Here is a 13,504-nt window from a genome sequence, read left to right on the forward strand (position 1 = left end):
CCTATTAAATGATGTCGTTTACAACAAAATTATATATTTCGTTCACTATATAAGTCGGATATGAAGATAAATAGAACACCTTTCCCTAAGGCCGACTTAGTTCACTATGGAGGTCGTGGGAAAGGTGTTCTATGTTAATCTCAGAATGACCTATACGTGGTCGATGATATGTAATGTTGTATCGATATCATTTAAAGGCATAATATGTACGCCTGCAGCGATTTTTTTGATTTGTTCCAAGGTTTCAATAGCGATTTCTGTACCCGCTTCTTTTCCGCCCTTTTCTACACGGTCTAGGATTTCTTGTGTAAGGTTAATCCCAGGCACTTTTTCATGTAAATATGTAGCCATTTTGAAGCTTTTAAGTGGAATTAAACCAAGCATGATAGGCACATCAAATTCGGACATTTTGTCGATGTAACGTTTTGCTTGTTCTAAATCGTAAATTGGTTGTGTTTGTACGAAGTGCGCACCATTTTTAATTTTAGCTGCCAATTTTTGACGTTCAATTTCTAAGTCTGGCGCACCAGGATTGCCAGTAGCGCCGATGTAGAAGTTTGTAGGCTCATCTAAATCATTACCTGCCAAGTCCTTACCAGCATTTAATGTTTTAGCGATATTGAGCAAGCCCATACAGTCTACTTCAAATACGGATTGTGCAAATGGGTGGTCCCCATTATCTGGTTTGTCACCAGTAAGGGTTAAGATGTTATTTACGCCAAGTGCTGCAGCGCCTAGTAATTCGGATTGTAAGCCTATGATGTTACGGTCGCGGCATGTAAGGTGGAAGATAGTTTCGATGTCTTTATTATGTTGTAACAAATAGGACAAGGAAATTGGGCTCATACGCATTTTAGACATAGGGCTATCAGCGATATTAATAGCGTCAACCTTCCCTTTTAAACGGGCTGCTTGATCAAATACTTTTTGAGCAGAACTACTTTTCGGTGGGTCTAATTCAACAGTGATGGTGAACTTCCCTTGTTGATGTTTCTCTCTTAGGGTCATCATGTACCTCTTATCTATTCTTATAGTGAAAGCTTAATTCCTTAGATGTATTACGTGATTTGTAATATCTATAACGTTCATTTAAGAACGTTTATTTAAGATGGGCTTTCACTATATTTATGAGTAATGAAAGTAAAAAATTATTTCTCTAAAGTTTCAAAGTAATCGTTAGCGTGGTTAACGGCTGCGATACCGTCTTTAGCGTAGATATCTGCGCCCGCTTGGTCTGCGTAGTCTTGAGATACTACGGCGCCACCTACCATAACCTTAGTGTTAAGGCCTGCGGCACGGATTGCAGCGATTGTGTTGTCGATTTGAGGCATTGTTGTGGTCATCAAGGAACAGATACCAACGAGAGCCGCTTTGTTGTCTTTAATCGCTTGAACGATGACTTCTGGGTCAACGTCTTTGCCGAGGTCGACGATTTTATAACCATTGTTTTCAAGCAAGGCCGCTACGATATTTTTACCTAAATCGTGGATGTCACCTTTAACAGTAGCTACAACGACTGTACCTTTATCTAGACTTTCACTAGCAGGAATAATTTCTTTAATGGTGTTGAAAGCAGCCTGCATTGTTTCAGCAGCAAGCATTACTTGTGGCAAGAATAATTTACCAGAACCGAACTTGTCCCCTACTACGTTCATCGCTTCAGATAAACCTTTTTTAGTAAGGTCTAATGGATCAATACCATCGGCTAATGCTTTTTTAACAAGATCTATAATCGCCTCTTTTTCCCCTTGCTCTACGCAAGCGCGGATATTAGCGAGTGGATCATTACTGTCGAAAGATTTCTTTTCAGGACCTTTTGGAGCAGCGTTACCAGGAGCACTTGTTTCGTCTTCGTAGCCGTATTCTTTGATGAATTGAGCAGAACCTGGATCCCAACCTAATAATGTAGTGCTTGAAACAAACGCTTTTTTCGCTGGATAGTTTAGAGGGTTCATAATAGGTGTAGTTAAGCCACATGCTAAAGCCATTGTTAAGAATTGACCGTTCAAGTAAGGGCGTTGTGGCATACCGAAGGAGATGTTGGACAAGCCCATTACTGTTGGGAAGCCAAATTTCTCTTTATATAACTGTAATGTACGCAATGTTTGGCGTGCACTATCTTCACCGCTAGCAAGTGTTAACACTAATGGATCAAGTAATAAGTCATGAGGTTGAAGACCATAGCCGTAAGCACGATTTACGATACTTTCAGCTAAAGCAACGCGGTCTTCTGCTTTTTCAGGTAAGTCGCCACTGCAGATTGGCAAGCAAAGCAAAGCAGCACCATAACGTTTAGCTAATGGCATAACGTGTGTGATGGACTCCTCTTCCCCATTTACGGAGTTGATAAGAGCACGACCTGGGTAGTTTTTAAGGGCTACTTCCATAGCTGCTGGATCCAATGTATCGATAGATAATGGAGTTTCAACAAGCATAGATAATTCGAAGATAGCACGCTCCATCAATGGAGTTTGGTCCATGCCAGCTACGCCCATGTTTACGTCGAGGATATCGGCACCTGCTTCTACTTGGTCTAACGCATCGCGTTTTACACGGATGAAAGAGCCATCGCGTAATTCTTGAGCCAGAACTTTACGACCTGTAGGATTGATACGTTCACCGATGATAAGAGGTTTTGTATTGTGACCTAACTCTATCAATTTAGTACGGCTTGTAATGATTGTTTTAGGTTCAATATGAGCACGTTCTTTAGGTGTATGTGCTTTTACAGCGTCGGAAATAGATTGGATATGAGCTGGTGTTGTACCACAGCAACCACCCACATAGCTTGCACCTGCATCTACGATTGGAATCATCAATGGACCCATTTCTTCTGCTGTAAGTGGGAATACAGTTTGTTTGTTAATTAATTGAGGCATGCCTGCATTTGGTTGACAGCTAATTGGCAAGTTTGTAACGCTAGCGATTTCCTCAATAAGTGGTGTAATTTGTTCAGGTCCAAGGGAACAGTTGATACCGATGATATCTGCACCCATTGCTTCTACGATAGTAGTTGCTACTGCAGGTGGTGTACCTGTAATAGTACGACCGTCTTCACTGAAAGAAAATTGACAGATGATTTGTACATCTTCTTTTGTCTTCCTTGCTGCTTCACGAGCGTCAAGAGATGCTAATAAAGCGGCACGCATTTCTTGTACGTCAATGATAGTTTCAATGATAATGAAATCTACGCCACCTTCAATCAATGCATCTGCTTGTTCACGGTACGTGTCATAAATAGAATCAAAGCTCATATTGCCTAATGGTTGTAAGAAACGACCTGTAGGACCCATAGAACCAGCTACACGGGCAGATGGTTTAACCTCTGCAATAGCTTCTTTTGCTACTTTTACAGCTGCAATATTGATTTCTCTTACGCGATCTTGTAAGTCGTAATCTTCTAACTTAAGACCACAAGCACCGAATGTATTTGTAGTAATAACATCACTGCCATGTTGTAAGTATTGAGCGTGAATATTCTTTACTACTTCTGGTTTTTCTACGTTAAATAATTCTGGACAATAGCCCTCTTCCAAGCCTGCAGCTTGAAGCATTGTGCCCATAGCACCGTCAAATATATACATAAAAATCTTCCTTTATCATCCTAAATTTTAAAATGTTTCACGTGAAACATTATTCTGTTGGTTGGCCTTTCATGGCGATACCAGAGGCTTCAGCTGTCGTTTTACTACAGCCCTCTTCTCCTTCATTATTAGTGGTTACAGATGCCTTTTCTGGTAATTTACGAGATGCACAATCCTTTTGGGAACAAGATGTGCAACCACGCTTTGTATTGATATCTTCATTAGCTGGCATTAAACCAATGATAGCTGTTACCGACTTACGTGGGAATAATAAATAATTTTCTGTAACTTGTAAGCCAATCATCTCTGTTTTAATGATTTTAGCTAATTGTGGCTGAATTTCTAGTGGCCAGTTACCATAACCAGGGCTAAAGCGCCATGTTGGTTTATAACCTTGCTTTTTAGCGATGGTATTGATAACTTCGTTAACTTGATCAGCTACTTGTTCTACTGCTGTAGTAGCCGCTGCATCAAGCAATAAACCTACAGTGTAATTACCTTGTTTAAAAAGCTGTTCACTGCGAATTTCTACATCTTCACCTACTGTTACGCCTAATACATAGACCTTTGTAGATTTTTCTAAGTGTTTTTCGATGATTGAACCTTCAATTTTAAGCGGTGGATTGCTTAAAATTGTCTTTGTTTCTGCATCATAATCATATTCTTGATATACACCTTTAGGTGTAGCTAATAATTGGATTTCCTTACATGCTTCGTCTACATATTGTTGTGGAAAATCCTCAGCGTGACGAAGTCCTGCGTATCGTTTTACTTCTGCTTTATCGATGGCAGGAAGCATTCCGTTATAGATTGGCATGGAAACGCCTCCTCTTCAAAAATAAAAAGCTCTGCGTATCCGTAGAGCGTGTGTGCTTACTATTATTTATATATTTAGATCATGTAATATAATCAATTTAACTATATTAAAGATAATCAATCTAATTACTATCTAGTTAATAGTATATAGATATGATGAAAGCCTGTCAAAGTATATAGGGCCTGTATTCTCATATAATTTAGTGGTGTGTTGATATAACTTAAAGCTATATCAAAATATATTTTAATCCTAAAAGTTATCATTGGTAATGTTATAGATAATTTAGAATGTTAGGATACTTAATATTACTGTAGTTTTATATTAACTTGTTTCACGTGAAACAGTCTTATTACTTTGTCTATAAATTTTGCTCAATATATTAAATTTTATTTTAGTAGTAAATTTTGATTAATAATTGTAATCTTAATAATGCTTTGTAATGAATTGTTTTTCTAAATGATTTATTTTTACTGACTAAATTATTTTCATTGGTCTAATTTTGATTTCTAATTAATTGTTTTAGATAAATTTTGAATGAAAAAATTTTTGTGTAAATTTGGATGATTGGTATATGTTTATATACCAAAGTGATTTTTTCACTATAAAATTTTTAGTATTAAAACTATATGTTAAGGGAGTAAATTTTAGTATTTATTTTTTATTAATTATAAATGTTTCACGTGAAACATTTACGTATATGTTTTAAATCAAAATTTTATTATGAAAAAGTAAAGATAATTTGTTTCACGTGAAACAATTAAAATTCTTATAGTAGTTTTTGAGAAATACAAAATAAGGTTTAAAAATAAGATTTAATCATATTATTTGCTAATATGTAAATGTGTGTATTATTAAATAATGTAGTTAGTGAATAAAATATAGATATTTTTCTGGAATTTGATTTGTAATTACCGTAATTATCGTTGTTTTATGTTATAATTAAAAAGAAATATTTTGAACGAACATGTGAGGTGAATTAAGTGGGCAAAGTGATAGCTATTACTAATCAAAAAGGCGGTGTTGGTAAGACGACGACATCCGTGAATTTGAGTGCTTGTTTGGCTGATGCTGGTAAAAAAGTATTGCTTGTTGATTTAGATCCACAAGGTAATGCTAGCTCTGGTTTAGGTATTGAAAAAGATGATTTAGAACTCTGTGTACACGATGTTCTAATCGATGGTGAACCTATTGCTGATATTGTTCAGCCTACAATGCTTAAAAAGCTATTTGTAGCGCCTGCAACAATTCAATTAGCTGGTGCAGAAGTGGAACTCGTTTCAGTTGTTTCACGTGAAACAATGTTGAAAAAAGCTTTGGCACCAGTACGTGACGAATACGATTTTATCATTATTGACTGTCCGCCATCCCTTGGTTTGCTAACATTAAATGCCTTTACAGCGGCAGATAGTGTACTAATTCCGATTCAAAGTGAATTCTATGCATTAGAAGGGGTTAGTCAATTAGTAAAAACTATAACAATTGTGCAACAAACATCTAATAAAGATCTTGAAATTGAAGGTGTGTTGTTGACTATGTTTGATGGTCGTACAAATTTATCTATTCAAGTTGCTGATGAAGTGAAAAAATTCTTTGGCAATAAAGTATATAAGACTATTATTCCACGTAATGTACGTCTTAGCGAAGCTCCAAGTTATGGTGAACCTATTATCGTATATGATCCAAAATCTAAAGGGGCAGACGTATATACTAAACTAGCTAAAGAAGTGATTAAAGCTTCAAAAGATAAATAGTTTAATAGTTCAATAGATAGCTAATTGTTTAGTTAAATAGATAGATAGCTAGTTGTTTAGTTAAATAGTTAAAATGACTAGACTAATACCTGGTCTATTAAATAAATGAGTGCTATAAATTGATATATAATCGCATATGTAAGGTGAGAGAGGTTAGTTATGCCTAGAGACGTAAAAAGTAAGAAAAGTAAATCATCCGGCTTGGGGAAGGGCCTTGGAAATTTAATGAAGGTAGATACGGTAGAGTCTGTATTGCCTGAAAAGGAGATTCATGAACTACCAATCTCCGAGTTAGTTCCTAATGCAGATCAACCTCGTAAAAGTTTTGATGAAGATAGTTTAGCAACATTAGCTGAATCTATTAAAAATCTTGGTATTTTTCAACCAATTGTAGTACGTAAACAAAAGAATAAATATCAAATTGTAGCTGGTGAACGTCGTTACCGTGCTGCTATCATTGCAGGCCTTGAGACTGTACCAGTTATTGTAAAGAAATATAATACAGAAGAGATGACAGAAGTGGCCCTCGTTGAAAATCTACAACGTGAAGGATTGGATCCAATTGAAGAAGCTTTGGCATACCAAGGTTTAATGGATACGTATAAACAAACTCAAGAAATGATTTCTGCTCGCCTAGGTCGTAGTCGTTCTTATATTGCAAATATGGTTCGTTTGTTAAAATTATGTGATTCTGTACAAAAAGATCTCATCGAAGGTGACTTAACAGTAGGTCAAGCGCGTCCATTGTTGGCATTGCGTAGTGCAGCGCAACAAATTGAAGCTGCTGAACGTATTAAAGAGGGCGACTTAAGTGCTCGTCAAGCAGAGGCCCTTGTGAAGTCTATGCAAAATAAGACACCTAAAGCGAAGGCTGCTAAGCCGCAAAGTACTGCAGAGGTACGTGCTCTTATGGACCGTTTAAAACTAAGCTTAGGATCTCCTGTAAATATTAAATTCCGTGCTGGTAAAAAGGTTCAAGGTAAGATTGAAATTGCTTTCTCCTCTGAAGCAGAATTAGAACGTCTCATTGCTTTTATGGATGGTCAAGATAATACAGACGATACTGAAACAGTAGAATTTAGAGTATAATTGATATACTTAAATTCGAATCGAATTATGTGAATTTAGTAATGACAAATAGATAACAATTCTGTATAATATAAATACAATTTACAATCCACGGTGAAAGCGTAGTCTACGGACTGCGCTTTTACTGTATATAAGGTATTTTATTGAGTTATAATAATATTGTAAGATAACTTAGAGATCATAATACATGTTGTAAGATGATTAACTATATTTTGTAAGAAATACAAATGTTAAGTAACAAGGATAGACAATGGAACAAACACCTAAAGCAAACCGCGTTCATATAGGCTTTTTTGGTCGTTGTAACGCTGGTAAGTCTACATTGATTAATATGTTAACAGATCAGCCTGTATCCCTTGTATCTGAGGTGGCAGGAACAACGACAGATCCAGTGAGCAAATCCATGGAGATTTTGCCATTAGGTCCTGTGGTGATTACCGATACAGCTGGTATAGACGATACAACTGAATTAGGTATATTGCGGATGGAGAAAACAGAAGAGGTTGTGAAAAAGATCAATCTTGCTGTTTATGTGCTTCGTACCGATGAAGAACCAACTACTGATGATATGCATTGGTTAGGCCTATTAAAACAAAATAATGTGCCTATTGCATTATTTATAAATGAAATCAATGCAGAAATTGACAAAGAAAATAATAAAGAAAATAACATAGAAAATAAAACAGATGCATCTACTTATGTAGAAACTCATAAGGGATTATCTGAATTAGTTACTGTCATTGGTTCAGCTGATTTTACATCTAAAGCTAAACGTTTAGAATTACTTGATCTCTTGGGTGGGTTAACACCACTTGATGTAGAAGGGGATCAAACTCTATTACAAGGCCTAGTAGAAGAGGGGGATACTATAATTCTTGTATGTCCTATCGACAGTGCAGCACCAAAGGGCCGCCTTATTTTGCCACAAGTTCAAACGATTCGTGAAATATTGGATTATAAAGGCTTAGCGTTAGTGTGCCAAACAGAAGAATTACCTGCTATGATTAATTCTCTTAAATATCCACCCAAGATGGTTATCTGTGACTCGCAAGCTTTTGATCGCGTCGATGAGTTAACACCTGATACAATTCCGTTGACATCATTCTCTATTTTGATGGCCCGTTTTAAGGGCAAATTACAAGATTTAGTAGCTGGTGTAGAAGCGATTAAAAATTTGAAATCAGGTTCTAAGGTGCTTATCAGTGAAGGTTGTACACATCGCCGCCAATGTGATGATATTGGTACTGTAAAGATTCCTAACCTTCTTAAGAAGCAAGGCCATACAGATTTACAGCTAGAATTTACTAGTGGAGGCGCATTCCCAAAAGAGGTATCCCAGTATGATTTAATCATCCATTGTGGTGCTTGTATGCTCACACGCCGCGAGGTGTTACGACGCATTGAATGTGCCGTTGTACAAGGCACACCAATCGTAAATTACGGTGTACTCATAGCGGCTCTACATGGTATACTAGAACGAGCGATAAGCCCATTTATTGACGAAATAAAAGAGTAGGTATAATTAATCTATCATTACACATATTAAATTAAATTGTATGCAGTCATTTAACTTTCACAATAAGAATGGTATAATTAAGTGTTGGAGTTTGAATGATTGTATAGGAAGGAATATACATGTTCGAATCGATTCAACCGTGGATTGGCATGGCGACCATCGTCCTTGTAATAGCGTTGTTAGTGTATTGTGTAATCTTGCACATTCGCTTAGGGAGCCTTAAAAAGAAATATGATTTCTTTATGCAAGGGGACAATGGTGCGAGCCTAGAACGTAAATTATCTGTAGAGGTTAGCGAAATTCGCGATGCTGCTAAGGGTCTTGAGACTATGATGACCGAGCAAGCGGCAATCCGCAATATTCAAAGCAATACGATACAAAAAATTGGCTTTGTTAAATATAATGCCTTTGAAAATATCGGTAATGATTTGTCTTTTGCGCTTACATTGCTTGATGGCAATAATAACGGTATCTGTATCTCCAGTATTTACGGTCGTAGCGAATCCCGTATTTTTAGTAAACCTATTGTGAAAGGTAAAAGTCTCGTAAGTCTTTCACAAGAAGAATTAGAGAGTTTGAACGAAGCGTTGGGCGAGCGCACCAATGAGGAAGCGTTAACGAGCGCCATCGTTTCTAAATAAGGAAGGTTTGTATTGAAAGTACCGGCATTTATTTCAAACAAAGTTGAAAGAAATGGTGACAACTGCATATTGACATTAACAACCAAGCAAGCGAAGGTTGCAGCTATTGTAAGCTCTATCATAATTATCGCCGCATTGGTTCTCGGTATTTGGGGCATCGTGCGCCAAGCTGAGGTTGTACAATTACGTCAACAGACACAATTACAATCTGAACAGCTAAAATTGTTACAACAAAAGACAGATGTTTTAGATAAGAAAATTCAAAATTTAAATCAAATTAGCGAAGAAAACAAGCAAATGCTGAAGGGCGCTGAATCTGGCACACCATCTCAAGGTGGCGGGGACGGTAGCGACCCAAAGCAGCCAGCCGCTGATGAAAGCGAAGTAAAGACGCTAACAGCGGCACAACTATCAGCTCGTCTGTCCAAAATGGACAAGGACGCACAAAAATTGCTAGTTAGCTTCTATACAATGCGTAATATCCTTCGTGATGGTGGGGCGCAAGACCTTATGGCTATGCAATCTATTAACTTCTCTGCTGGCTCTGGTGGTGTTACGAATAATACTACACCAAGTATCTGGCCGAGCAAGGGCGTTATTACCTCCCCATTTGGTAGCCGTGTGGACCCTGTAACGGGCGCTATCGGTGCATTCCACGAAGGGGTAGATATTGCGGATGACTATGGTACACCAATTGTAGCTACTGCTGCGGGCGTTGTAACCTTTGCAGGTTATACAGAAGGCGGTTATGGTAACCTCGTTGAAATCGACCACGGCAACGGTTTCGTAACCCGTTATGGCCATAATAGTGCTGTATTGGTAACCGTAGGTATGAGCGTAAAACAAGGTCAAACAATTGCCTTGATGGGTAGTACTGGTAAAAGTACAGGTGCCCACGTTCACTATGAGGTACGCCTCAATGGATCTCCTACTGATCCTATGATTTTCTTACCAATTAGCAACTAAAATAAAACATAATTCATAGAACAAAGAACTTGTTATGCGTGCAAATGCACTAATAGCAAGTTCTTTTTCTTTATTTTTGCATATATATATTGTAAAATAAAAGTATATGAACGGAGGTATATCTATGAAGGCCTATGTACAAGTTTATACCGGCGAAGGCAAGGGCAAAACGACCGCTGCTATCGGTCTAGCTATCCGTGCCATCGGTGCTGGCAAGAAAGTCCTCTTTTTGCAATTTATGAAATCTAAAGTATATAGTGAACATACTATTTTACCTACCTTACAGAATTTAACCTTAGAAACCGTGGGTAAGCCATTCTTTATCATCAAAGAAGGGATGAAAAGCAAGGATGAACTCGCTAAATGGGGCGATGAAGTCGTTGTCTTTGAATCCGGTAATCCACCAAAGGATTATGTAGCGCTCATCGAAAAAGGATACGAACGTGCACTAGCTGCTATCAGCAGTGGGGAGTACGATCTCGTCGTTCTTGATGAATATAACATGGCGCTCTTCTTTGAACTCATTACATGGGATAAAACAAAAGCTTTGCTCGATGCTCGTAATCCGGAAACGGAACTTGTATTTACGGGCCGTGGGGCTCCTCAAGAATTAATCGACGAGGCAGACCTTGTAACGGAAATGAAAGAGGTTAAACATTACTACCTTCAAGGCGTAATGGCTCGAAAAGGTATTGAAAACTAATCATAGGTACACCTAAGGAGGTGATGTGGTTGAGTACAGTGGCTATTGTGGCTCTCGTTATTGTGGCCATCATTGCAGCACTCATCTTGATTATCCTACTGACACCAATCACATATAGCATCGAAGTTGACGGACGCTCGCCATATCGAGGCGAGGTGCGTGTCAAATGGCTGTGGCGTGTATTTTCACTGCATCTAGCGTATTTACAGGACAAACCATTTTTTAAGGAATTATATATTTTGGGCATGCTCAAGATTGGTCCTGTGAAAGACTATGAAGAATGGCTTGAAAATCGCGTTGACGAAGAATACCAAAAAGTTGTGGACGAAGACGATGATATGTCACAAGCAGAGGCCTTTGCTAAGGCGATGCAAGGGGGCGGACAAGGCCCTTCTGCAAGCTCTAGTGGCACTAGCTTTGACGATTTGAAGAGCTCTCATCGTTCTGACGCTACCTTTGGTGATGAAGAATCACCAGGGGCTGGTAGATCTGAAAATCCAAATGAACGCATTGAACGTCCTGAACAAGCTTCTAAGGATATGGATGCACAGGCTCGTGCTGATCGGTATGACTCAATTCAGCAAGATCCAACATCCCATATTAAAAGCGATGACGAAACAGTGAGCCGCGTTACTTTCAACAGTGACGGTTCCATTAAGGAAAAGGTATTTACGAAGGTGAAAGACCTCAAAACGACGGTTAAACATCGTTTTGAAAAACCAGATCCAAACGATCCGGTAGCATCATTCAAGTCTAAAATTCCTACATTCTGGTTCATGAAACATGTACAAAATACAGAATTATGGCACCAGCTATTCCTTGTTTCGAAGCGATGCTATGACCACTCTAAACCACGCGACGTGGCCATAGAAGGTCGATTTGGTATTGGTGACCCATATCGTATGGGGATTATCGCATCTATGCTGTACAGTATTTGGCCTGAGCAAGCTGAGAACATCGAGCTCGATTATGTAAATTGGGTCGGTGAAGGTAGTGGTCATATTAAAGGGCGCATCATTTTAGCTGTCATGGCTTGGCATGGTACAAGATTCTTGCTATCTAAACCAATGCGTTCCCTATTGGGTGAAAGCGCTCGCGTCTTCTGGGTTAAACGGAAGGAAGCTAAGCAGTTAGAAAAGCTGAAAGCCGAACAAGGTCAAACAGCGTAAGGATATATTAAGTCAACTAAGTAAATGAGCTGTATTAAGACAATATATAAGGTCTACAAATAATGTATATGTCATATAGAAGTAAATACATAGTATAAAAACCTAAGTATTGAACGTACAGCAATGATACTTTCACAAAAAGCGGAGGTACTGTGATGGAAAACAGTAATGTAAAAGAGAATTTGGAAGTCCTATTCGAGAAATTCAAAAATATGATTAAGGTGGAAACTGTAGTAGGCGAAGCTGTGCAAATCGGTGATACTACACTTGTTCCATTCGTAGACGTAACATTTGGTTTTGGTACTGGTACAAACCACAACACTGCTAACAAAAACCACGAATGTGGCGGCGGTGGCGGCGGTGCCAAAATGGAACCAAGCGCTATCCTCGTTATTAAAGGCGAACGCATTGAGTTGTTCAACATTAAAGGCAACCCTTATAGCAGCAGCTTTGATCGTCTTATCGGTTTGGTGCCTGACCTCGTGTCCAAATTGAAATCCGATAAATACATTTATTTGAACGATGAACAATAATTCGACGTCGAATTATAAATAATAGGTGAAAGCCGTAATACCCACATGTGTGCTCTGAATATGTCCGTAGCGACTGTAATTTTAGCTTCAGGGTATGCTTGTGGGTATTATTTTAACTTCTATAGACTTTCATAAGCATTTCATAGGGCTTTATTATGCTATGTAACATAGTCTTGTGAAAGTTAGAGAGATTTGTTATAGTAAAAATAGTACACTATTGGATTGTATAGTGACACTTTTAATCGAGGAGGATTTCAGATGAAATTATCTAAAAAATTAACTACCCTAGCTATCGTTGGTGCTATGTCTGCTACTGCTGCAGTAGCAAGTGCTGCTAACATTGGCTTAGTAAATATGAGCCAAGTAGTAAATAGCTACCCTGGCTATGGTGCATTAGATATGAAAATGCAACAAGTAGACGCTCAATACCGTCCACAAATTGAGAAAAAAGTACAAGAAATTGAAAAAATTCAAGATCAAACTCAAGCAGAAGCTGAATTTAATAAATCCGTAGCTCCATTGCTTCAAAAAGAAAACGATGAAATCAACAAAATTGCTCAACCTATGATGCAAGCAATTCACAATGCAGTTGAAAGCATTCGTGTTGAGAAAAAAATGGATGTAGTATTAGATGATCCATACACAATTCGTGCAGCTGACGCTAACAGCAAAATCGAGAACATTACTAACGAAGTAATTAGCCGTCTTAAAAAATAATACGACTAAACATGACCC

General features: G+C 38.1%; 12 protein-coding genes. 9 read left to right on the plus strand and 3 right to left on the minus strand.

The window, feature by feature from the left end; all coding sequences use genetic code 11:
- Positions 1-150: 150 nt before the first annotated feature.
- The 3 genes from ACWTVK_RS04155 to ACWTVK_RS04165 form a co-directional block, all read right to left on the minus strand.
- Positions 151-1,008: a methylenetetrahydrofolate reductase gene (locus ACWTVK_RS04155; protein WP_129823757.1), complete on the minus strand. Its 858-nt coding sequence runs from the start codon at positions 1,006-1,008 to the stop codon at positions 151-153.
- Positions 1,009-1,148: 140 nt separating this feature from the next.
- Positions 1,149-3,584, minus strand: coding sequence for a homocysteine S-methyltransferase family protein (locus ACWTVK_RS04160; protein WP_456046034.1), 2,436 nt, complete (start codon positions 3,582-3,584; stop codon positions 1,149-1,151).
- Positions 3,585-3,633: 49 nt separating this feature from the next.
- A complete protein-coding gene (locus ACWTVK_RS04165; RefSeq protein ID WP_303938093.1) occupies positions 3,634-4,401 on the minus strand; it encodes a methionine synthase in 768 nt (255 codons plus the stop codon).
- 980 nt (positions 4,402-5,381) lie between these two features.
- On the opposite strand from ACWTVK_RS04165, the gene ACWTVK_RS04170 reads away from it, so the two are divergent.
- From ACWTVK_RS04170 to ACWTVK_RS04210, 9 genes are all read left to right on the plus strand, one after another.
- The gene (locus ACWTVK_RS04170; RefSeq protein ID WP_119207074.1) at positions 5,382-6,152 is read left to right on the plus strand and encodes a ParA family protein; all 771 of its coding nucleotides are present in this window, start codon (positions 5,382-5,384) and stop codon (positions 6,150-6,152) included.
- Positions 6,153-6,311: 159 nt separating this feature from the next.
- Positions 6,312-7,241, plus strand: a complete 930-nt coding sequence (locus tag ACWTVK_RS04175; RefSeq protein WP_456046035.1) for a ParB/RepB/Spo0J family partition protein — start codon at positions 6,312-6,314, stop codon at positions 7,239-7,241.
- A 250-nt stretch (positions 7,242-7,491) separates the two neighbouring features.
- Positions 7,492-8,757 carry a [FeFe] hydrogenase H-cluster maturation GTPase HydF gene (gene hydF / locus ACWTVK_RS04180; RefSeq protein WP_456046036.1) on the plus strand — a complete coding sequence of 422 codons (1,266 nt, stop codon included), beginning with the start codon at positions 7,492-7,494 and terminating at the stop codon, positions 8,755-8,757.
- A gap of 119 nt (positions 8,758-8,876) precedes the next feature.
- Positions 8,877-9,398, plus strand: coding sequence for a DUF4446 family protein (locus ACWTVK_RS04185; protein WP_105086124.1), 522 nt, complete (start codon positions 8,877-8,879; stop codon positions 9,396-9,398).
- Positions 9,399-9,410: 12 nt separating this feature from the next.
- Positions 9,411-10,364, plus strand: coding sequence for a M23 family metallopeptidase (locus ACWTVK_RS04190; protein WP_213467422.1), 954 nt, complete (start codon positions 9,411-9,413; stop codon positions 10,362-10,364).
- Positions 10,365-10,488: 124 nt separating this feature from the next.
- Positions 10,489-11,067 (plus strand): cob(I)yrinic acid a,c-diamide adenosyltransferase, encoded by a 579-nt coding sequence (locus ACWTVK_RS04195; protein WP_295209359.1) that lies wholly within the window; start codon positions 10,489-10,491, stop codon positions 11,065-11,067.
- A gap of 29 nt (positions 11,068-11,096) precedes the next feature.
- Positions 11,097-12,236, plus strand: a complete 1,140-nt coding sequence (locus tag ACWTVK_RS04200) for a hypothetical protein (RefSeq protein WP_456046292.1) — start codon at positions 11,097-11,099, stop codon at positions 12,234-12,236.
- Positions 12,237-12,391: 155 nt separating this feature from the next.
- Entirely contained in the window at positions 12,392-12,769 is a 378-nt protein-coding gene (locus ACWTVK_RS04205; RefSeq protein WP_005384862.1) for a GerW family sporulation protein, read from the plus strand.
- Between the two features lie 258 nt (positions 12,770-13,027).
- The gene (locus ACWTVK_RS04210) at positions 13,028-13,486 is read left to right on the plus strand and encodes an OmpH family outer membrane protein (RefSeq protein WP_119207078.1); all 459 of its coding nucleotides are present in this window, start codon (positions 13,028-13,030) and stop codon (positions 13,484-13,486) included.
- The last annotated feature ends 18 nt before the right edge of the window (positions 13,487-13,504 follow it).

The organism is Veillonella sp. Ser01, assembly GCF_053850375.1.

What these genes read in the sequence shown, in the direction of transcription:
- hydF (WP_456046036.1), top strand. Translation starts at nt 7,492, where the DNA reads ATGGAACAAACACCTAAAGCAAACCGCGTTCATATAGGCTTTTTTGGT.
- ACWTVK_RS04210 (WP_119207078.1), top strand. Translation starts at nt 13,028, where the DNA reads ATGAAATTATCTAAAAAATTAACTACCCTAGCTATCGTTGGTGCTATG.
- ACWTVK_RS04195 (WP_295209359.1), top strand. Translation starts at nt 10,489, where the DNA reads ATGAAGGCCTATGTACAAGTTTATACCGGCGAAGGCAAGGGCAAAACG.
- ACWTVK_RS04185 (WP_105086124.1), top strand. Translation starts at nt 8,877, where the DNA reads ATGTTCGAATCGATTCAACCGTGGATTGGCATGGCGACCATCGTCCTT.
- ACWTVK_RS04165 (WP_303938093.1), bottom strand. Translation starts at nt 4,401, where the DNA reads ATGCCAATCTATAACGGAATGCTTCCTGCCATCGATAAAGCAGAAGTA.
- ACWTVK_RS04205 (WP_005384862.1), top strand. Translation starts at nt 12,392, where the DNA reads ATGGAAAACAGTAATGTAAAAGAGAATTTGGAAGTCCTATTCGAGAAA.
- ACWTVK_RS04155 (WP_129823757.1), bottom strand. Translation starts at nt 1,008, where the DNA reads ATGACCCTAAGAGAGAAACATCAACAAGGGAAGTTCACCATCACTGTT.
- ACWTVK_RS04175 (WP_456046035.1), top strand. Translation starts at nt 6,312, where the DNA reads ATGCCTAGAGACGTAAAAAGTAAGAAAAGTAAATCATCCGGCTTGGGG.
- ACWTVK_RS04160 (WP_456046034.1), bottom strand. Translation starts at nt 3,584, where the DNA reads ATGTATATATTTGACGGTGCTATGGGCACAATGCTTCAAGCTGCAGGC.